A 22,115-nucleotide genomic window follows, 5' to 3' on the forward strand; every position below is an offset into this window, starting at 1 on the left:
TGAGTTACTTATGTCAAATTGTAATGTTTTGAAGTCAAAATTAATCATTACGAATATGAATATGTTTAACGCTACTTACAACATACGAAGATTTTAATAGTAATGTAATAGTTCTCAAATGAAGAAATTTCAAAAAGCAGTCCTTACAATAGCAGTCCTGTTGACGTGTTTGCCATTATTTAGTCAGGAAATATCCAAATTCGAACGAACAGAATTGCCAGCGCTACCAGCAGTTAATAGTACTTCTGAATCTATTGGTTATGCTGGAATGTTGGGCGGTGCGCACAATGGTGTGATTTTGGCCGCAGGTGGTGCTAACTTTCCAGAAGGCAAACCTTGGGAAGGGGGCAATAAAGTATGGAGCAACGCTATTTTTATTTTAGAAAATGGGCAATGGCGACTCTCTAAAACACCATTACCGATGCCTATAGGCTACTCCGCTTCTGTAGCAACTAATGAAGGTGTGTTAAGTATTGGTGGTAATAATGAAAATGAGATTACGGATAAGGTATATTTACTGTCTTATAATAAGGGATCAAAAGAAATTGCAATAAAAGAGTATCCAAAGCTTCCTGAACCGTTGGCCTTTTCGTCAGCAGTGGTTGATGGCGATTATGTTTATGTCGTGGGTGGAAACACTGCGAATGGAAGTACGAATGCATTCTATAGACTGTCCTTAAAAGATAAAAAGAGTTGGGAGAAACTTAAAGACTATCCTGGGGCTGCACGCGCACTCCATACCACGGCTATTCAGGAAACACAAACTACCAAAAAATTATTTGTTATTGGTGGACGCCAGGAAATGCTAGGGCAAAAGTCTAACGCATTAACCAATTATTTGACATACGATTTTAAAAAGCAAACTTGGGCTGACGAAGGGGACTTGTTGATAAAAGATGCACCTAGAGTATTGATGGGGGCTTCGGCAGAAGTCATGGGCTCGATGCACATAATGGTTTATGGCGGTAGTGACGCTGTGCTTTTTGATGAGTTGGAGAATATTGGCCTGCAATTGCCAACTTCCTCCAATGACTCCCTTACCAATCAGCTAACTACAAGAAGAGATGATATTCTAAATAATCATCCAGGATTTTCTAATGAAATATTGGCTTACAATACCATTACCAAAAAGTGGTTTGTGTACGACACCCTCGATACTAAAATTCCAGTGACGGCACTGACCTTTAAAACCAATGAAGATTTTGTGATTGTTTCGGGAGAAGTGGCTCCAGGTGTCCGTACTTCAGGGGTGCAAAGCTTTAAAATAGCCGATGCTGCACATCCTTTTGGCGTCTTGAATTACAGTATTCTCGCTTTGTATTTATTGATTTCAGTGTTGATTGGGCTTTATTTTGCACGAAAACAAAAATCAACCGATGATTATTTTTCTGGTGGTGGACGTATCCCTTGGTGGGCATCCGGATTAAGTGTTTTTGGAACTTTATTGAGTGCTATCACGTTTATGGCAATTCCCGCAAAAGCATTTGTAACAGATTGGTCCTTCTTTTTTCTTAACATTACGGCCATCCTCATTACACCTCTGATTGCTTTTGTGTTTATTCCCTTTTTTAATAAATTAAAAATTAAAACTGCTTATGAATATCTTGAAGATCGGTTTAATTATGCAGCACGCGCTTTTGGAAGTTTATCATTTATATTATTCCAATTAGGCCGTATAGGGATTGTGTTGTTGTTGCCTTCTTTGGCGATCTCCATCGTAACGGGGATTCCGGTAGAGACCAGCATCCTCATTATGGGCGTGCTTTGCGTGTTTTACACGACATTTGGAGGGATTGAAGCGGTTATTTGGACCGATGTGATGCAGGTAGTCGTTCTGCTTGGTGGGAGTGTCTTGGCGGTTGCCTGGATCATGCTCCATACCGAAACATCTTTTGGAGAGATGATTACTTACGCTTCAGATCGTGATAAGTTTAATATCGCCAATATGAATTTTAATTTTACAGAATCGACATTTTGGGTGGTGTTTATCGGTGGACTCGCCTCGGCGATGGTGACCCAAGGCACGGACCAAACCATTGTGCAACGGTATTTGACCAGCTCCAGCGTAAAAGATTCGCAAAAAACATTGTATACCAATGCCGTGCTGACCTTGCCGGCTACCATCATCTTTTTTGGGATTGGGACTTTGCTGTTTATCTTTTATTCTGAAATGCCAGGAAAACTGTCGCCTGCCCTTTCTAATAACGATTCTATTTTTCCATGGTATATTGTTAGAGAATTACCGATGGGCGTTTCCGGATTATTGGTCGCCGGGATATTTTCTGCCGCTATGTCTAGCATCAGTAGTAGTTTAAATTCTGTTTCAACAGCCTATTGCAATGATTTTCACATGCATTTTAAACCTCAAGTCAATGACGTTAAACTCTTGAAAATAGCCCGAATTGTGACGGTTGTCACAGGTATTCTTGGAGTGCTGTTGGCACTTTGGATGGCCAGTTCAGAGATCAAATCACTTTGGGATCAGTTTTACCGTTTCTTAGGGCTTTTCACCGGCGGACTAGGAGGAATGTTCCTTTTGGGGATGCTTACCAAACGGGCCAATGCCACCGGCACCTTGATGGGCTTGGTGGTAAGTGCGTTGTTAATTTGGTATATTAGTGTGTTTACGGAAATTAACTTTTTAATGTACTCCTTCTTTGGGGTGGCCTCTTGTTTTACATTCGGCTATATATTCAGTTTGTTTTTTGGAAAACCTAAAGTGAGATAACAGATAATTAGAGCTAATGAAGCATCTGCCACTTTGGAGAGAAATATGTAGATCTCCCTCCGACCTTGATTTTTTGGATCTCCGCACTGGTGTGAAAACAGGGTTCGCCTTCTTTTCTACTGTGGATTAAGAAATCGTCCGGAAAATCAGGGTGATGGGCATCATTGGCAATGGCCACTTCTATGACTTTTTTCATGGCGTTGAAAACATGTTCAATGTCTTGAGTGCTCATGTCGGGCACTTTTTGCATCGGATGGATTTGCGCTTGGTATAAAATTTCATCCGCCATCCAATTCCCAATGCCAGCTACCACACTTTGATCCATGAGGACGGCTTTTATATAAGTTTTTCTGAGATTTAGAGAGGTTTTAAAATCCTCTAGACTTAAATCACGGGCGTCATCGCTTAAATTGCGTTCAGTTTTGTAGGTTTCTATAGAATCAATTAAATCCCACCACCCGAATTTCCGCTTGTTTTCAAATGCGAAGTAAAAGCCGTTTTCAAAGCTGAGCACGATATGTCCGAATTTTGGTCGGTCTTCCTTTTCCTTATAATAATTGGGTCTGCCAGTCATTCCGAAGTGTATCACCAGAGTTTTTTCACCAGAGGTTTTAATAAATAGATATTTTCCGATGCGTTGGGTTTCTGTGAATTCATTGCCGACCAGATATTTTTCAAATTCAGGTTTTGAAGTTTTGAGTAGTCGGTTATCACGACACTCGAAAGAGGTGATCGTCTTATGTAAGGCGGTGTTGTCAATATAAATTTTATATCCCTCAACTTCTGGTAATTCTGGCATACTGTTTAATTTTAGACCTAATTTAATTAAAAAACTTCGATGAGTCGTCTCGACTGAGCACTTACTTTCGTCTTTGAGATCGCCGATAATTTAGTATCTTCAGCCCATTTAAAATGAATCACTACACTACGAAAAAATTAAACCTCTAAATTTTAGCCTATGAAAATCTATAAACTCACTTTGGTAACGGATGAAGTAGTAGAGGCATTTGCCAATTTAATTCCGCAACTTGCTCCTGGCTGTCAACTGCCAACTAAAGGAGATTTAGAGGCTATCGTAAACTCTAATCAAACCCTGCTTTTTATGGCGGAGGAACATAATGAAATCTTAGGAACCATGACGCTCGTAGTAAATAAAATACCCACAGGCGATAAAGTGTGGATTGAGGATGTGGTGGTCGATAAATCCGCCAGGGGTAAAGGCGTTGGCGTAAAGCTGATTCAATTTTCAATTGATTACGCTAAAACTGAAAAGCTAATGAGCATCAACTTGACGTCTAGTCCTGAACGCATTGCTGCCAATCAGCTCTATCAGAAATTAGGGTTCGTTCAAAGAGAAACTAATGTTTATAGGTTAACCCTAAAATAATTTAGTTTCCTATGTCATTCTACAATTATGACTGTACTTGATGTTTGTTTAAATATTCGTCTACGCCCATTTTTTGGGCTTCATTTTTAAAGGCTATCGGATTTTTTTTGAAATGCTTTTTAAAGCATTTAGAGAAATATTTTGGATCATTAAAACCTGTTTTAAATGCCGTTTCAGAAACGGTATATCCATGTTTGGCAATGAGAACAGCAGCTTTCTTTAAACGTAGCAGTCTAACAAAATCCACTAGACTATGACCAGTTAAAGACTGACATTTTCTGTAAATGCTGGAATAGCTCATGTTTAGGGGGGCTACTAAATCGTCCATTTTAAAGTTGGAATCGTCCAATCGTAAATTGACATTCGCTACTAAGCTTTCAAGAAATTGTTCATCTTGAGATTTCTCGATAAAATCTTCCGGTCTTGAAATCACTTCCTTGCGATATTTAGAGATGATATACTCTCTAGAAATAATGATGTTTTGGATCTTTAACAAAAGCTCATTGGTGTTAAATGGCTTGTTAATATATTCTATAGCTCCCGCTTTTAAACCTTCAATTTTTGAAGTAGTTGAGTTTTTTGCAGTCATTAAAACGACCGGGATGTGTTTTGTGAGCGGATCTTCCTGAAGTTTCTTGCTCATGGCAATACCGTCCAATTCGGGCATCATTATATCGCTCAAAATAAGATCTGGAAGATTGCTTTTGGCGTAATAATACCCTTCGTTACCATTTTCAGCAAGAATAATGTTGTAGTGCTGTTCCAACAATTCCTTTAAAAACAATTGTAAATCTAAGGTGTCTTCAACAATAAGGATGGTCTTTTTTAGGGCATTAGGATCGCTGTTTTCAAGTAATTGCAGTTCCGCATCTGTCGCATTAGGAAAATACGACTCGTCTGTATCTAAGGTGATGCGTTCTGTGTCTGAATAGGCATCCTCATTAACCGGAAAGGTGATGGTAAAGGTCGTACCCATCGCTTCTGAAGATTCTACCTCAATGTTCCCTTTATGTAAATCAATCAGCTCTTTGGTAAGTGCCAACCCAATCCCCGTGCCTTTGTTTTTCTTACCGATATTGGATTGGTAAAAGAGTTCAAAAATCGATTCTAATTCCGCTTTTGGCACCCCTGATCCGGAATCCATCACTGAAATCTTCACCATCTTCTTCGAATCAATGGGCGCTACGGTCATCAGAATGTTTCCTTCTTTAGGAGTAAACTTAAAGGCATTGGATAGTAAATTATAAAGAATGTGTTCAATTTTGTCTCTATCGTACCATGTATCCGTTAGGTTTTTTGGGCAATTAACGGTAAAATCGATGTGCTTTTTTCGGGCGAGGTCATTAAATGATTGTCCGATAGCTTCAATGTGGTTGTATAAGTGGTTTTTCGTCACCATCAATCGCAATTGATCCAATTCTTTATTTCTGACCAAGGTTAATTCGTAGGCAATTTTAGAAAGCCTTTTGGTATTGTAGGCAATAATATTCAGCCGCTGTTTGAGTAATAAATTGCCGTCCTTCTCTGCTTTCACCACCATATCATCAATAGGGCCAGAAATTAAGGTGAGCGGTGTTTGAATCTCGTGCGACATTTTTGCAAAAAAGTTCAGTTTTAACTGATGCAAGTCCTGGTCGTTTTTATGATTTACTTTTTCTAAGTACAGTTTTTTTCTCAAACTCATCCAACGCTTTATCCCATAAATCAGTAACGAAAAAACAAGGAGGTAGAAGAGCCAGGCCAACAGTGAATTCCAAAATGGTTTTTCAATGGTTATTGCAATACTTTGGGTAGGTACATCCCACACATCATCTTTTGTGCCGGCTTTCACCTCAAAAGTGTAATCGCCCGCAGGGATGTTGGTATAGGTTGCGGAACGTTCCTGGTGACTCATAATCCAATCGTCATCAAATCCTTTCAGTCGGTAGGCATAGAAAAACTTAGGGTGTAAAATATTGTCTAAAGCCGCAAAACGAAAGGTAAAAGAAGACTGATTATGTTTTAAGTTCAGGGATTTTACGTTGGATATGCCCGTAGTGATCTGCTCTGGTAATAGCACCGCTGCTGGTTGATTCAATACTTCTATAGCATTGATTTGCAAATGGGCGTTAGAGGGCTTTTTATTTAAATCTTTGGGTTGAAAATAATTTAATCCTTTTAAACCACCAAAATATAATGTGCCATGGTGATCCTTAAATGCACTTCTTGACAAAAATATATTGTCTTGCAAGCCATCGGTGTGGTAATAGGTTTTAGTGATGGAATCTCTGGTGTTAAAGTTGACGATGCCGTCGTTGGAGCTGAGCCATAAATTATCATCGCCAGAGGCAATAACCGCAGCTAAATTCCGATTTTTGATGGCTTTAAAATGCTCAAAAGTTGTAAAAATGCTAGTGGCGGTGTCATATTTTAGAAGTTTTCCGGCGTCGTCTATAAGCCATAAACTGTTATAGGCACCTTCTGCAATAGACCGGATACCGGTAATTCTTTCTAAATTGGCATTACGGATTGATCTATCGCTAAATGTGGAGGCGTTCAACTCGTTTTTGTTTTCGTTGAATTGAAATAAGCCACCGCCCACAACACCTATCCAAACGCTACCATTTTGAGTTTCTATGATGCTTTGTACAATAAATCCAGATAAATTATTGTCATTGTTGGCAAAGGAGGCCAGTAGTTCGAAGTCGTCTGAATAGATGTTTAAGCACGTACTTGTACCTGCCCAAATGCGTCCTTTGCGATCTCTAAACAATGTTCTAACATCAAATGCCTTTTGATTTTTAACGTTAAACACTGGAACTTCACGAAAAGTTTTTGTTGCCGAATTATACACCCACATCCCGTTTTTATAGGTACCCACCCAAATGTTCCCCTTATTATCCTCCGTTATGGTTTGAATATAAAACCCCTTATTAGTTATTTCGTCATTAAAATACGAAGCTTCATCTGTAATTCCTTTATTATTAAAGTCAATTTTTGTGAGTCCAGCACCGTCAGTACCTACCCATAAAACATCGTCAGAAGCTTTATAAATACTCAAAATTCTAGTAGGAGTTTCACTTATTGAACCCTCATGGTAATAAATATTATTGTCTGTATTAGGTAAAACATTAAGGTTGCCGTAGTTGGGACTGACCCAAATATTATTGTGGTTGTCTTCATTTATGTGTAAAATAGTATTGCTACTCAATGAAAACTCATTTCGGGTCTGTTTGGTAAACAGGACCACCTCACCAGTTGTTAGATTTATTTTGTAAAGGCCCCCGCCATCAGTGCCTGCCCAAATAAAATCTTTACTGTCCATATATAAATCTAAAAAGAGTTCCCTTTTTATTTGGTCGATATTGCCTTTAAAAAATGCGTCTTGAATGAATTGTTTATTGGGAATATCGTAAACAAAGAGGCCTTTAGTTTCTGTACCAATCCAGAGCCTGTTGTATGCGTCAGTAGATAATATAATATGTTCAGGATAGTTATTAAAAGGGGCCACCAAATATTCTAGAGTTTGAGAACCTAAGGAATAAGACAGGACGTTGCCATTGCTAATACTTATAAAGATATTGTCGGGTGTCCCAATGGCCAAGTCTGAAATAGTAATACTTCTATCCTGTAATTGTGGAATGGAGACTTTACGCTCCATAGTAGTGTCATAGGTATATAAACTGCCTACTGCGGTTAAGAACCACAGTTTTTGATGTTTAACGGTCATAAGGCTCACGGTCTCATTTTTAAGGAGCGGCGTCATATCTTTAAACAAACGGGTGGCGCTATCGTATTTGGTCAGTAACCCGGAAAAAGAGAGGATCCAAATATTTTTAGACTCATCGCGAATAATATCTTTTATCGAAGTGTACGCCACACTTGTTGGGAAGATGTTTTTATTTGGTATGAGTTTATAGGCGTAACCATCATACGTATAAATATCTCCTTTTTGTATCATCCAAATCTTTCCGAAGTCATCCTGAATAGTCTTATTGACAGCAATAGTTTTGTTATCCACTGAAGGAGATATATGGATAAAATTAATGTGATTTTGAGACTGAACAGAAATAATTTTGCCCAGTGTAAGACAAAGGATTATTAGAACATTTTTATGTTTGAACATGCGCGATTGTTAAATTAAGGGCAAGAATTCGTAAGGTGTGAAATGTTAATGTTTTTAACGCTTTGAGTTTAATCTGTGGTAAAGATATTAATAATTCGTCAGCTATAAAGTGTTGTTAATGACCTTAATTAGATGGATAGGGAAAGGAATAGTCAAAAAGGAGTATTATTTAGGCTTTGTGTAAATTGTGTCTTATTATGCTGAAAATGTCGTCTGGATTATAGGATTAAAGTTCAATATTTGAAAACGTGATAATTTAACGAAATATTAACTATAAGATATTATGGGTTCAAGAAGAGACTTTGTTAAGAAAACCGCACTCGCCGGTGCTGGAATGTTCATGTTGCCAAATTTGTCATTCGGCGGCATTATGGGAGAAACCTCTGGTCAGAAATTAAAAATGGCCTTTATAGGTGTGGGACTTAGAGGTGTCAATCATCTAAACAACGCACTATTAAGAAAAGATACAGAAGTAATTGCCATTTGTGATGTGGATCCCGCACGGATTGAAGTCGCTTTAAAAATGATTAAGGATGCCGGTTTTCCTAAACCGCAAGTCTTCAGCAAATCAGATCAAGATTATCTAAACCTTTTGAATGTACAGGAAATTGAAGCTGTGGTAATCTCGACGCCATGGTTATGGCATACCCGTATGGCAGTAGATTCTATGAAGGCTGGAAAATATACCGGACTTGAAGTGTCTGCAGCTAATACGCTGGAAGAATGTTGGGATTTGGTGAATACGCATGAAGAGACAGGATCCCATTTAATGATTCTTGAAAACGTAAACTACCGTAGAGATGTCTTGGCGGTATTAAATATGGTCAAACAAAATGTATTTGGCGAGTTGGTACATTTTAGATGTGGCTATCAGCACGATTTACGTGGTGTTAAGTTCAACGATGGTAAAACAGCTTACGGTAAAGGTGTGGAATTTGGCGACAAAGGCATTTCAGAATCTAAATGGCGCACACAACATTCATTATTAAGAAATGGTGATGTGTATCCTACCCATGGGCTAGGCCCAATGGCGGTGATGTGCGATATCAATAGAGGGAATCGTCTGAGCTCATTAACCTCCCACGCTACCAAAGGGATTGGCTTACATAATTATATTGTAGAACATGGCGGCAGAGATCACCCAAACGCTAAATTAAAATTTAAGCAAGGCGATGTCATTACCACTACCGTGGAGACGGCCAATGGAGAAACCATTATCATTACTCATGATGTCAATTTACCAAGACCATATTCTTTAGGATTCAGAGTGCAAGGCGCTAACGGATTATGGGAAGATGATGGTAACCGTATTTATGTGGAAGGACAATCAAAACCACACCGCTGGGATGACGCAGAGGATTGGCTTAAAAAATATGACCATCCCTTGTGGAAGAAGCACGGTGAACTTGCCACTGGAGCAGGCCACGGAGGCATGGACTTTTTTGTGATGAATTCATTTATAGAATCGGCAAAAGACAAAATCGCACCACCAATGGATGCCTATGATGCTGCAGCGTGGAGTTGTATTACCCCACTATCAGAAGCGTCTATTGAAAACAACGGAGAACCTCAGGATATTCCAGATTTTACACGAGGCATGTGGGTAAAGCGCAAACCTTATAATTGGATTAAAGATACCTATTAACTTAATTAACTATGAATATTAACTAACAGAAATAATTTTATGAAAAAATTACTTTTTACCTTTTCATGTATGCTGCTGCCTTTAATTTTCTTTGGTCAAGGTCCACTTGAAATTTCAGGAACAGTGATTGATGTGGAGACAGGGATGCCAATCGCAGGAGCCAACGTCATTGCAAAAGGCACTTCAAACGGAACAATGACAGACTTTGACGGGAATTTTGATATAAATGTTCCTTCTAGCTCTACATTGGTCATCTCTTTTTTAGGATACACAACCCAAGAAATTGTGGTTACAAATTCAATCGTGCTTAACGTTAACTTAAAACCGGAAGCCGCGGGATTAGACGAAGTTATTGTTGTAGGGTATGGAACTCAACGAAAGGGAAGTGTTACTGCAGCAGTTTCTCAGGTGGATGGAGATATTGTGAAAAAAGCTCCAGTAGCAAACATTAGTAATGCACTTGCAGGAAGACTTCCCGGATTAAAAATTACACAACGTTCTGGAGAGCCAGGCTATGATGGAGCAGATATTAATTTGCGTGGGTTTGGTAATCCATTAATTATTGTTGATGGTGTTCCACGAGCTTTCACGTCGATTGATCCAAATACAATTGAAAGCATAAGTGTACTTAAAGATGCATCAGCTGCAGTTTACGGTGTTCGTGCTGCAAATGGTGTGCTATTAATTACTACAAAGACAGGAAAAATAGGGAAACCTAAAATTACTTTTAATACGTACTCCGGTTTCCAAAGCCCTACTCGTTATCCAGACCTTTTAAATGCTGCGGAATTTGCAGAGTTAACTGATGAATCACAGATTAACCAAGGTAGAGCCCCAGTATATGGTCAAGAAGAATTAGATAAATATCGTCAAAATGCTCCAGGATACGAGAGCACAAATTGGTACGATACTGTCATTAAGAATAATTCCCCTCAAAATTATTACAATTTGAATGTTTCAGGAGCTACTGAAGATGTCAAATATTTTATGTCTACAGGATATCTTTCTCAAGAAGGAATGTGGAAAAGTGGTGATACCAATTACGATAGGTTCAATATTTCATCGAATTTAGAAGCTAAGATTACTGATAATTTAACTGCTTCTATGAATATTTCTGCCAGATTAGAGACCAGAAATTTTCCAGGTGCTGGTGCAGGAACGTTAATGTCCGGAATTTTAAGAAATTATCCTACATATTCTCCTTATGCAGATGCTGAAGGAAAGTATTTTGGACTCACCAATCAAGCTCATCAAAACGTGGCCTTATTGATGAACAAAGATGTTTCTGGATATTCTGAAGATAAGCGTAAAGTATTTAACGGAAATCTCACTTTAAATTATGAATTCCCATGGGTAGAAGGCTTGTCAGCAAAAGTGCGTTATGCCTATGGAACTAATATAAGAAGGACAAAAGACTGGTCGCAAAAATATAATTTATATGGCTATAACGAAGCTAAAGATAGCTACGATGTGGTATATATAGGTAACCAGCCTTCTAGTTTACAGGAATCCTATAGTTCAGGATATTATGAAAATGGTCTTCCAGGTAATTACAATCAGTTTCAAGGGTCATTAAATTATGAAAACACATTTAATGAGAAGCATAAATTTAAAGGATTAATACTTTTTGAGACTTTAGAAAATGAAGGAGACGACTTTTATGCTTCTCGCGAATTCCTGTTGAACTTAGATTATTTATTTGCAGGGTTAGACGAAAATAAAAATAACGGTGGTAGTGCTTACGAATTAGCTTCCGCTGGTATCGTGGGAAGGGTCAACTATGAGTATGACGGAAAATACTTGTTCGAGGCAGGATTTAGATATGATGGGTCTTCAAAATTTCCGGCCGACAGCCGTTGGGGATTCTTTCCTTTTGCATCTGCAGGATGGAATTTAAGTAAAGAGGAATTTCTTGAGAATACACTTTCATTTTTCGATGATTTGAAAATTAGAGGTTCTTGGGGACAATTAGGCGATGACAGCGCAAGTTCCTTTCAATTTATAACTGGTTACAACTATCCGAGTGGAAATTATATTTTCGGCAACTCAGTAGTACCTGGTTTAAGCGACCGTGGATTAGCAAACCGAAATATCACATGGTTTGAAGCTACCACTACTGATGTCGGAATTGATGCAACGTTCTTTGATAGAAAAGTCGATTTTACATTTGACTGGTTTCATAGAAAGAGAACTGGACTGTTAGCGACAAGAGCGTCTTCACTTCCTGGTACATTTGGCGCAGCCTTACCTCAGGAAAATCTTAATATTGATAATACTCAAGGATTTGATTTTAGCATAGGTTATAAAACGACCATTGCAAATGACTTTAAATTGAATATTACTGGAAATTACGGTTATTCAAGATCAAAGGACGAGTATGTTGAAAGAGCAGATTTTGTGAATTCGTTAAATCAATGGCGTGGAGATAAAACTAATAGATGGAAGAATGTAACTTGGGGTTATACTGCTGTAGGTCAATTCCAATCTACAGATGAAATCAATAATTGGGCAATTCAAGATAATAAAGCAAACACTACGTTATTACCAGGAGATATTAAATATCTAGATTATAACGAAGATGGCATTATCAACAATGATGATATTAAGCCTATTGGAAAAGGTACTACTCCAGAAATTACTTATGGTTTAAACCTAGCTTTAGCATGGAAAGGAATTGATTTAAGTGCTCAGTTTCAAGGAGCCGCAAATTTTGTAGCGTATTATGATGGCGAATTCCAAAACCCATTTTATAATGGAGCAAACTCTTTGGCCGAGTTTAAAGACAGATGGCATCGTGAAGACCTTTATGACGTCAATAGTGCATGGATTCCTGGAAAATATCCTAGTACAGTTGCATCAGGCAATCCTAACAATACAAAATATTCAACATTTTGGTTGAAAGACGCGAGTTATCTAAGACTTAAAAACATTGAATTGGGTTATAATTTTGATGGTGACTTTCTAGAGAACATTGGGTTAGATCAATTTCGTGTATATCTTTCAGGATATAACTTAGTTACTTGGGACAGTGTTGACTTTATTGATCCGGAAGCCCCTACTGGACGTGGTACTTATTACCCACAGCAAAAGATTGTGAATCTTGGATTTAATCTCACTTTTTAATTTTAAAAATTTAAGAAAATGAATCGATACAAAATTATATTTCTACTATCAATCTTGGTGTTTACATCTTCTTGTGAAGATTACCTAGATAAAAGTCCCTTAAACGTCGTATCAGACAATGACGTTTGGATGGATCCTAATGCCATAGATGCTTATATGGTAAATCTGTATGAAAACATGCAGGTTGAAGATTTTAATTATGAAGTTATCGCGCAAGCAGGATTTCTTTCTACTGTTACTGATATAGCCGTAAGGTCATATGGGTGGGGAGGTCAGAACGATCCTATAGTGCCATCAAATGCCTACGGCTGGTGGGGCTATGGTAGTGTCAGAAAAGTAAATGTCTTCTTAGAGCAAATTGAATCTGCAAATGTGGATGAGAATTTAAAACAACGCTATTTAGCAGAAGGACATTTTATCCGTGCTTTTTACTACTTTTCTATGGTAAAACGTTATGGTGGCGTTCCAATTATAACTGAACCACAAGAATTTACAGGAGACAACATTTCTGAACTTCAAGTGCCAAGAGCAACTGAAAAAGAAGTTTATGATTTTGTAAGGTCAGAATTAAACTTAGCCATTGATGGTCTACCAGAAAGTTATGGCGCCACTGAAAAATATCGTGCAAGTAAATATACTGCTTTGGCTTTAATGTCTCGCGCTATGTTGTATGCAGGATCAATTGCTAAATATAGTGATGTTCAACTGAATGGTTTAGTAGGGATTTCAAAACAAGAAGCAGCTACCTACTTTCAATATTCTATGGAAGCTTCAGAAGAACTTATGAATGCAGGCTTTTCACTATACAATCAGTCTGGCAATAAGGCAGAAAATTTTCAAAATCTCTTTTTAAATGCGGATAATAATTCTGAAATCATTTTCGCCAAGGTATTTTCATCTCCAGACAAAACACATTCTTATGATTTCTTTAATGCACCTCAAAGTTTTAGAGTAGATTATGGTAACGCCATTAATCCTTCTTTATCTCTTGTTGAGGATTACGAATATATTGACGGACGTTCAGGTGAGTTGAAAGTAAAAGATGCCAGTGGCAATCCAATTCATTATGACAATCCTTATGAGCTGTTTGAAGGTAAAGACCCTCGCTTCTTTGCGACCATATTAGCACCTTTCTCTCCTTGGCAAGGTGGTGTTTTAGAAATACGTGCCGGCATTTTAGATAAGGGGCAATATATCACCTCCTCTAACCTTACTGATACTTATGGAAGTGGTTCAGAAGCAGTTACTATAGTTGGAAAGGATGGTCCATTAACTACATGGGATCCTACGAAGACAGGATTTTATGTTAAGAAATCTATGAATCCTACGGAGAGAGTAAATTACGGAAGATCAGAACAACCATGGATTGTATTTAGACTAGGAGAGATTCTGCTTAATCATGCTGAAGCTGCTTTAGAGTTAGGACAAAGTGAAAAGGCATTGGCGTCTATCAATCAAATTAGAGAACGTGCAGGAATCATAGCGTTAAACTCTGTAGATATTGACAAGGTCCGTCATGAAAGAAAGGTTGAACTTGCTTTTGAAAATCATCGTTTCTGGGACATCAGAAGATGGAGAACGGCAACTAGCCTATTAAACAATACGCAATTTAAAGCGTTATACCCATGGTTAAATTGGGGTACTAAAGATTATACATTTACGATAGTAGATGCACCTAAAAATACCCGTACGTTTTTAGAAAAGACGTATTACGAACCTATTCCTTATGGAGAAATAGAAAAGAATCCTAACCTTATTCAAAATCCTGGATATTAAAAAATAAAATAACATGAGAAAGATAATATATTTAGGGCTACTTTTTTTCGCAGTAGTAGCGTGTAGTGAAAATGATAATTATGATACTCCTGATAAAACCTTGGAAGGTGCGATTTTTGATCAGGAAACAGGAGACAGTATTTACTCACAAACCCCAAACGGATTACGTGTGAGGTTATATGATTTGAAATATGACAATCCGCAACCTATAGACTTTTGGGGGAAACAAGATGGTAGCTTCAAGAATACCAAGCTATTTGGAAACCAATACAAAGTGATTATCGATAATGGTGCTTTTTACCCAGTGGACACGATGTCTATAACCATCCCATTAAACAGTAATCTAAATGTAGATGTTTTGCCTATTTTGAGAATTAATGCAGTTTCTAAAGTTGCAGGTGCAGATGCCATTGTGGTAGAATATAATTTATCTGAAACGAAGCCTGAAGAAGGAAAAATTATGCGTAGAAGCATTTTAGTTAATTCTACACCATATGTAGATATTAATAACTTCATTAATGCTAATCCGTTTATAAATACGGAAAGTGTTTCAGATTCCTTACTGACCAACACGACATTTAGAGATACTATTAAAGGTCTGAAATCTAATTCGAGCTATTTTGTTCGAGTTGGTGCACGAACTGGGAATGTTGGAAATAGATACAATTATTCCAAAGTCATGGAACTCATTATTCCTTAAACAGAATTGTGTTTAAATGACAGTTTTTCAAGCCCCTCTTTAATTCTAAGTGGGGCTTTTGTTTTTAAGTTTCATACTTTTTCATTGTTATGATCTCACGTATCGGATGGCTTGCTATTTGAATGTTACAACAGAATGGTGGATAATGCAATTGCCTATATAAAGGCAAAAGGCTATCCTCAGCCAGAAATGAGCTTAGAATATATACACGAGCAAAGTTTGCGGGTGTTTCAAACTAAAGCAGCACTGAAGGTTGGTACTGCATCGGTTTCTAATACTACCATAACTATATCGGGTACGAGTAATGCAGTGGTCTATCAACAGGAACGTCATGGCGCCATCATTCATACTGCGGCGAGAGATAAATTTGACGTCGCATCCTATCAAAGTTCAGATAAATTATATGCGGTAGATTATAAAGGAGAACGCAAAGAGATTTCTGTACAGTAAATTTAATAAAACTAAGGAGGTTAATACTTTAGGTGGCACCTCTTCACTTAAAACAAAAATATTATGAAACTATACTTTTGGGCATTAACCTGCTTACTGATTTTTTCCTGTAAATCACAATATCCGGATGCGGAAAAATCAACTTCACAGCCGCTCAACCTCACCACAAAAATCCCCGCACAGCCAAACACTTGGATGGTGAATCGGGATGATAAGTCCTCAAAAACACCAAGTGAGGAATCAAAAGCATGGACGGATGTCAATCAGGTGATGCACACTTATTTTAAGACCGATAAAGCAGGAATATTGCACCTCGGACTGAACGCAAGCGTTCCCAATGGCATAACTAAGCTGAAAGTGACTTTAGGGGGGGAGGTCAGTACTATTGAACTATCCAATACTGAGGTTCAAACGATCCAAATTGGAGAGTTCGAGGTTAGTAAAGGATATCAGATGATCAAGATTGAAGCACTGGAGACATCGGGAACAGTGATTGCTAACATCAAGGAAATTTTAATCGGCGGTCCTGCCACCAAAGGCAAGGTTTATTATATTAAAGACGATGTGTACTTTGGCCGTCGCGGGCCTTCAGTGCATTTGTCGTATGAGCTGCCAAAAGAGAAAAAAGTCACTTGGTTTTATAATGAAATCAATGTGCCGGAAGGAGAAGACGTCATTGGTTCCTACTACATGGCCAACGGGTTCAAGGATGGCTATTTTGGGATCCAAGTCAATTCTGAAACGGAACGTCGCATTCTATTCTCCGTATGGAGTCCTTTTGATACCCAAGACCCTAAAGAAATTCCGGAGGATCATAAAATTATTTTACGAGGTAAGGGAGAGGGTGTGACCACGGGCGAATTTGGTAATGAGGGGTCCGGAGGACAGAGTTATAAAGTGTACAATTGGAAACCAAATACATCTTACAGGTTTTTGTTGAAAGGAGAGCCGGCAGAAAACAATTCCACTGATTATACCGCATATTTCTACGCTCCAGAAGAAGGAAAATGGAATTTAATTGCGAGTTTCAGAAGGCCACAAGGCAGTAGACACCTTCAAAACTTATATTCATTTTTAGAGAATTTTGTGACTGCTACTGGTCATATCTCCAGGCAGGCCAATTACAATAACCAATGGGTGTATACCGAAGATCAGGAATGGGTAGAGTTGACCACGGCTAAATTCACCGCGGATGCGACAGCAAGAAAAGAATCCCGTATGGATTATGCCGGTGGGGTTTCGGGCCATCAGTTTTTTATGAAAAATTGTGGCTTTTTTGATGACACCACTGCCATGGGTTCCACATTTACCCGTAAAGCCAATGGTAAAGCGCCACAGATAGATTTCTCAGCATTGGAGCTGCCAAAAAAATAAATTTTTTATTTGAGTTTGTTAATTAGCCAGAAGACCCTAAAAATTCGTTTTTCGGGTTTTTCTTTTGGTTATGGGATTGGTGATTCAGAATTTAGAAAAGTGTTTCCACGGGTTTTCTGTTTTTTACTTTTACTTTTGTTTTTCTAATTTTAAGTAAATTTGAGTATAAATTAACTCCTTTTCTGACTCAAAAGTGGAAAACGCTTTTAGAAGTTGGAAGGGAATGTTTTTATAATAGTTTGATTATTAACACACAAGAGCTATAAATTTGAATAAAATAAATTTAAAATTTTATTGATATAGACCATTTTTAATCGCAAATTGTACTTTGAATGTAATAGCATCCAGAAATGAGCAACCTAACCAAAAGCATAGAGACCTTTTTCAAAAAAGATTCCGCACCGGGCATCTTATTAATGATTGCTACCATTGGCGCATTAATCGTTGCGAATACACCCTTAAATCATTTTTACCATACGGTCATGCAGCTCAAGTTTGAGATGGGTTTTGAAAATGTTTATATCTCCAAAACCTTGCACCACTGGGTCAATGATGGGTTAATGGCACTGTTCTTTTTATTAGTGGGCCTCGAGATTAAAAGCGAATTAAAATTTGGTCGGCTAAACTCTTTTAAATCGGCAGTATTTCCAGTAGCCGCTGCCGTGAGTGGCGCTTTATTCCCTGCTATTATCTATTTTGCCTTCAACCAAAATACTGATTATGTAAAAGGTTGGGCCATCCCAATGGCTACGGATATTGCGTTTGTTATTGGTATTTTGGCCATGCTCGGCTCGCGTATGCCGTCTTGGGCAAAAGTGTTTATTACGACAATCGCTGTAGTGGATGATTTGATTGCCGTTTTGGTGATCGCATTTTTCTACACTGATGAAATTAATTTTAGCGCCTTAGGAATTGCTGGAGCGTGCACCGTTGTGCTACTCATTTTCAATTATAAAGGTGTCAATCGCTTAACGCCCTATCTTATTGTAGGCTTTGTGATGTGGTGGGCGGTGTTGACCTCCGGCATCCATGCGACCATTGCTGGGGTTATTTTGGCACTGACATTACCCTTACGTCAAGAATGGGAACTGGATAAAATTCGACGCTATGCATTGCGTGGATACCATTTGTTTAGAGAGGCTAAAGACCATACGCTTGCGATGACTAGTACTAAGGTGCACGATTATCTTGAACGCACCCAACGCGAAATGGAATCGCCATTAAAACGATTGGAGCGTAAATTACACGGGTTGGTGTACTTCTTTATTATGCCACTCTTCGCTTTTGTGAATGCCGGGATTATATTCGATTCGCAAATTCTTAATGAAGCCTTTCATATTCCTATTACTTGGGGCATCATCGTAGGATTATTGGTGGGGAAACCTGTGGGTATCATGTTGGCCATTTGGATCCTTCTAAAATTCTTCTATAAAAATATGCCGCAAACCCAAGAAATTTGGCGCTTGCTCTTCGGAATTTCCTTGCTTTGTGGAATCGGATTTACAATGTCATTGTTTATTGTCAACCTTTCTTTCGATAATCGGGTGATTCAGGAAGAGGCGAAAATTGGTATTTTAATTGCATCGCTTTTAAGTGGAATTTTGGGCTATCTGGTGCTGCGCAACGCGACAAGAAAACCAGAAGCTATTACGGAAGATAAAATGAGTAGGATGGGGTATTGATAACCTTGTCTATTTATTTCTTGTCAGAATAACCAGGGCTTCCACTTAGCCTACTTTTTTCCTTTTGTTTTATTTGAGCGGAACGCCGAGAGAGCCCGCGTGAAAAATTTCTTCAGTTTTGGGTGGCCATCCATTCGCATTGGACTAATCATTATATTTCTTGGGATATTTTTCGGAATCCGTCCTGAAATGCCTAACTTTATAGAAATCAAGACGCTAATTCCTTTTAAAATAGGTGCCCTATCGGTTTTAAATTACCATAGGTGCGCACAGTCATGTTTTATAGCAATTCGTTTTTGACAAATATTTATGCTATAAAGGCACTAAAACATATCATTCATCTTCAAATTTTAATCTTATGGAACAAGATATCTTTCACACCAAAAAGCAACTATCGGTAAACGGACAAACATATGATTATTACAGTCTTGAAGCGCTTTCCAATCAAGGTTACGACATCCATAAATTACCCTTTTCCATTAGAATACTTTTAGAAAATGCCGTGCGTAATTTTGACGGGTTTTCAGTCACTAAAGAAAATGTAGAAACCTTGTTGCATTGGAAGCCCAAAGGCTCTGACAAGGACATTCCATTTAAACCGGCGCGTGTGCTTATGCAAGATTTTACGGGCGTTCCTGCTGTGGTTGATATTGCCGCACTTAGGGCAGAAGTAGCTAGGAAAGGCAAAAATCCTGATCATATCAATCCCTTGGTGCCTGTCGATTTGGTTATTGACCATTCCGTACAAGTTGATTATTTTGGAACGGAATATTCCTATCAACGCAATATGGAAGAGGAATACAAACGGAACAAAGAACGTTACCAATTTTTAAAATGGGCCCAGCAGTCTTTTGATAATTTTAGCGTCGTTCCACCAGGAATGGGTATTTGCCATCAAATCAACTTAGAATATTTCTCGAAAGGGGTTATAGAACGCGATGGACAATTGTTTCCGGATACCGTAGTGGGGACCGATAGTCATACTCCCATGGTTAATGGGATAGGCGTTGTGGCTTGGGGTGTTGGTGGTATTGAAGCTGAAGCCGCCATACTAGGGCAACCTTTATATTTTATCATGCCTGAAGTGATTGGATTGCGATTGACTGGTAAATTACCTCTAGGATCCACGGCTACTGATTTGGTGTTGACCATCGCCAATATTTTAAGAAAACAAGGCGTGGTGGGAAAATTTGTTGAGGTGTTTGGACCCGGTTTAGACCATTTATCGGTGCCGGACAGAGCTACCATTGGCAACATGTCGCCTGAGTTTGGCTGCACCATTACCTATTTCCCAATTGACGATAAAACGCTCACCTATATGCGCGAAAGTAGTCGTACGGAAGAGCAGATCAATCTGGTAAAAACCTATTGTAAAGCGAACATGTTGTGGCGGGAAAATGAAGATCAAATTACTTATACTGAAGTTGTAGAATTGGATGTCTCTACCATAGAGCCTACAGTTGCCGGCCCTAAACGCCCTCAAGATAAAATTTTACTGAAGAATTTTAAACCGACGTTTATTGATTTATTGAGTTCCTCATTTGAGCGTGAATACATTGAGCATGAAGATCGTGAGTCAGTAATTAGATGGAAAAATGAAGGCGGCAATCAACCGACCTCTCCACCCAAGGAGATAACTGACGGAACCAAAATAGAAACCAAAGAAAAAAACGGCCTGAAAACGGTTTGGATTGATAAGGGCGAACAAAAATTTTCCTTGTCTGATGGCTCCGTGGTGATTGCTGCTATTACCTCATGTACCAACACCTCCAATCCGTTTGTGATGGTTGGGGCAGGATTGGTAGCTAAAAAAGCACGCCAAAAGGGTATTGATGTCAAACCATGGGTAAAAACTTCTTTAGCTCCAGGTTCTAAAGTGGTGACAGATTACCTAAAAAAAGCCGATTTATTAAAAGATTTGGAAGCCTTGCAGTTTCACTTGGTAGGTTACGGGTGTACCTCGTGCATCGGGAATTCAGGGCCATTGCCACCGGCTATTTCTAAAGCGGTTGATGATAATGACCTTGTGGTGTGTTCAGTGTTGTCGGGCAACCGAAATTTTGAGGCCCGTGTGCACTCGCAGGTAAAAATGAATTATTTAATGTCGCCAATGTTAGTAGTGGCCTTCGCCCTCGCCGGCCGTGTGGATATCAATCTGACCACTGATCCTATCAGTTATGATAAAAATCAACTTCCGGTGTATTTAAAAGATATCTGGCCAACGGATGATGAAATTAACGCCGTACTAAAAGACGTCTTAACGCCGAAAGATTTCGATAAAAATTATTCTGAAATCTTTGAGGGGAATGAGATTTGGAGAAATTTAGAAGTGCCAAAAGGCAAGCTTTACGAATGGGATCAAGAATCTACCTATATCCAGGAAATTCCGTTTTTTAAAGATATTTCTGAAACCGCGCCAGTATTAGAGAACATTACCAAAGCCAGAGCACTGTTAGTGTTGGGAGACAGTATTACGACCGATCATATTTCGCCGGCAGGCGCTTTTGATGAAGAGTCCGCAGCAGGAAAGTATTTACTCGTAAAAGGGGTGAAGAAAGAAGCGTTCAATTCATACGGAAGCCGACGTGGTAATGATGAAGTGATGGTGCGTGGGACTTTTGCCAACGTGCGTATCAAGAATAAGCTTGCCAAACAAGAAGGTGGTTACACGTCGTATTTACCAACCGGCGAAGAAATGAGTGTCTATGATGCAGCAATGAAATATCAAAAGGATAATACGCCTTTAGTAGTGTTGACGGGTAAAGAATACGGCAGTGGTTCCTCGAGGGATTGGGCGGCTAAAGGCACATTTTTATTAGGTATAAAAGCGGTTATAGCGGAAAGTTACGAGCGGATTCATAGAAGTAATTTAGTAGGGCTTGGTGTGTTGCCATTGCAATATGAAGCAGGTGATACCGCGGAAAAACTAGATTTGACAGGAACAGAAACTTTTACGATCTCTGGAATTGCGGAAGGCTTGACCCCTCATAAATCGGTGGACATTATCGCCGAAAAAGAAAACGGCGAGGTGATAACGTTTAAAGCCATTGCCCGTTTGGACTCCTTAATAGATATTGAATATTACCGTAATGGCGGTATTCTCCAATACGTGTTGCGTCAATTTTTGGATAAAGTATAAAAGTGA

Annotated in this window: 12 protein-coding genes; 10 read left to right on the top strand and 2 right to left on the bottom strand. The window is 38.7% G+C overall.

What is annotated here, in order from left to right:
* The first annotated feature begins 118 nt into the window (after positions 1-118).
* Positions 119-2,728: a sodium:solute symporter family transporter gene (locus ES711_RS04210; RefSeq protein WP_146890466.1), complete on the top strand. Its 2,610-nt coding sequence runs from the start codon at positions 119-121 to the stop codon at positions 2,726-2,728.
* A gap of 13 nt (positions 2,729-2,741) precedes the next feature.
* Here ES711_RS04210 and ES711_RS04215 read toward each other — a convergent pair whose 3' ends face one another.
* The gene (locus ES711_RS04215) at positions 2,742-3,527 is read right to left on the bottom strand and encodes an Fpg/Nei family DNA glycosylase (RefSeq protein ID WP_146890469.1); all 786 of its coding nucleotides are present in this window, start codon (positions 3,525-3,527) and stop codon (positions 2,742-2,744) included.
* Between the two features lie 159 nt (positions 3,528-3,686).
* Here ES711_RS04215 and ES711_RS04220 point away from each other — a divergent pair, with 159 nt between their 5' ends.
* Positions 3,687-4,115: a GNAT family N-acetyltransferase gene (locus ES711_RS04220; RefSeq protein ID WP_146890472.1), complete on the top strand. Its 429-nt coding sequence runs from the start codon at positions 3,687-3,689 to the stop codon at positions 4,113-4,115.
* Between the two features lie 25 nt (positions 4,116-4,140).
* On the opposite strand, the gene ES711_RS04225 is transcribed toward ES711_RS04220, so the two are convergent.
* Positions 4,141-8,115: an ATP-binding protein gene (locus ES711_RS04225; protein ID WP_170245236.1), complete on the bottom strand. Its 3,975-nt coding sequence runs from the start codon at positions 8,113-8,115 to the stop codon at positions 4,141-4,143.
* A gap of 388 nt (positions 8,116-8,503) precedes the next feature.
* On the opposite strand from ES711_RS04225, the gene ES711_RS04230 reads away from it, so the two are divergent.
* From ES711_RS04230 to acnA, 8 genes are all read left to right on the top strand, one after another.
* Entirely contained in the window at positions 8,504-9,865 is a 1,362-nt protein-coding gene (locus ES711_RS04230; protein ID WP_146890478.1) for a Gfo/Idh/MocA family protein, read from the top strand.
* Between the two features lie 39 nt (positions 9,866-9,904).
* Positions 9,905-12,988 (top strand): SusC/RagA family TonB-linked outer membrane protein, encoded by a 3,084-nt coding sequence (locus tag ES711_RS04235; RefSeq protein ID WP_146890481.1) that lies wholly within the window; start codon positions 9,905-9,907, stop codon positions 12,986-12,988.
* An 18-nt stretch (positions 12,989-13,006) separates the two neighbouring features.
* A complete protein-coding gene (locus tag ES711_RS04240; protein WP_146890484.1) occupies positions 13,007-14,764 on the top strand; it encodes a RagB/SusD family nutrient uptake outer membrane protein in 1,758 nt (585 codons plus the stop codon).
* Positions 14,765-14,777: 13 nt separating this feature from the next.
* A complete protein-coding gene (locus tag ES711_RS04245; RefSeq protein WP_146890487.1) occupies positions 14,778-15,464 on the top strand; it encodes a DUF3823 domain-containing protein in 687 nt (228 codons plus the stop codon).
* A gap of 135 nt (positions 15,465-15,599) precedes the next feature.
* Positions 15,600-15,914, top strand: a complete 315-nt coding sequence (locus tag ES711_RS04250; protein ID WP_146890490.1) for a hypothetical protein — start codon at positions 15,600-15,602, stop codon at positions 15,912-15,914.
* A gap of 63 nt (positions 15,915-15,977) precedes the next feature.
* Positions 15,978-17,288: a DUF3472 domain-containing protein gene (locus tag ES711_RS04255; protein ID WP_146890492.1), complete on the top strand. Its 1,311-nt coding sequence runs from the start codon at positions 15,978-15,980 to the stop codon at positions 17,286-17,288.
* A 350-nt stretch (positions 17,289-17,638) separates the two neighbouring features.
* Complete coding sequence (nhaA, locus tag ES711_RS04260; protein ID WP_146890495.1) at positions 17,639-18,970, top strand: Na+/H+ antiporter NhaA; 1,332 nt, start codon at positions 17,639-17,641, stop codon at positions 18,968-18,970.
* A 358-nt stretch (positions 18,971-19,328) separates the two neighbouring features.
* A complete protein-coding gene (acnA, locus tag ES711_RS04265; protein ID WP_146890498.1) occupies positions 19,329-22,109 on the top strand; it encodes an aconitate hydratase AcnA in 2,781 nt (926 codons plus the stop codon).
* The last annotated feature ends 6 nt before the right edge of the window (positions 22,110-22,115 follow it).

Source organism: Gelidibacter salicanalis (genome assembly GCF_007997285.1).
Classification (GTDB): domain Bacteria; phylum Bacteroidota; class Bacteroidia; order Flavobacteriales; family Flavobacteriaceae; genus Gelidibacter; species Gelidibacter salicanalis.

Excerpts from the sequence above, each read along its gene's own strand:
- ES711_RS04210 (WP_146890466.1), top strand. The coding sequence starts at position 119 with ATGAAGAAATTTCAAAAAGCAGTCCTTACAATAGCAGTCCTGTTGACG.
- ES711_RS04215 (WP_146890469.1), bottom strand. The coding sequence starts at position 3,527 with ATGCCAGAATTACCAGAAGTTGAGGGATATAAAATTTATATTGACAAC.
- ES711_RS04220 (WP_146890472.1), top strand. The coding sequence starts at position 3,687 with ATGAAAATCTATAAACTCACTTTGGTAACGGATGAAGTAGTAGAGGCA.
- ES711_RS04230 (WP_146890478.1), top strand. The coding sequence starts at position 8,504 with ATGGGTTCAAGAAGAGACTTTGTTAAGAAAACCGCACTCGCCGGTGCT.
- ES711_RS04235 (WP_146890481.1), top strand. The coding sequence starts at position 9,905 with ATGAAAAAATTACTTTTTACCTTTTCATGTATGCTGCTGCCTTTAATT.
- ES711_RS04240 (WP_146890484.1), top strand. The coding sequence starts at position 13,007 with ATGAATCGATACAAAATTATATTTCTACTATCAATCTTGGTGTTTACA.
- ES711_RS04245 (WP_146890487.1), top strand. The coding sequence starts at position 14,778 with ATGAGAAAGATAATATATTTAGGGCTACTTTTTTTCGCAGTAGTAGCG.
- ES711_RS04250 (WP_146890490.1), top strand. The coding sequence starts at position 15,600 with ATGGTGGATAATGCAATTGCCTATATAAAGGCAAAAGGCTATCCTCAG.
- ES711_RS04255 (WP_146890492.1), top strand. The coding sequence starts at position 15,978 with ATGAAACTATACTTTTGGGCATTAACCTGCTTACTGATTTTTTCCTGT.
- nhaA (WP_146890495.1), top strand. The coding sequence starts at position 17,639 with ATGAGCAACCTAACCAAAAGCATAGAGACCTTTTTCAAAAAAGATTCC.
- acnA (WP_146890498.1), top strand. The coding sequence starts at position 19,329 with ATGGAACAAGATATCTTTCACACCAAAAAGCAACTATCGGTAAACGGA.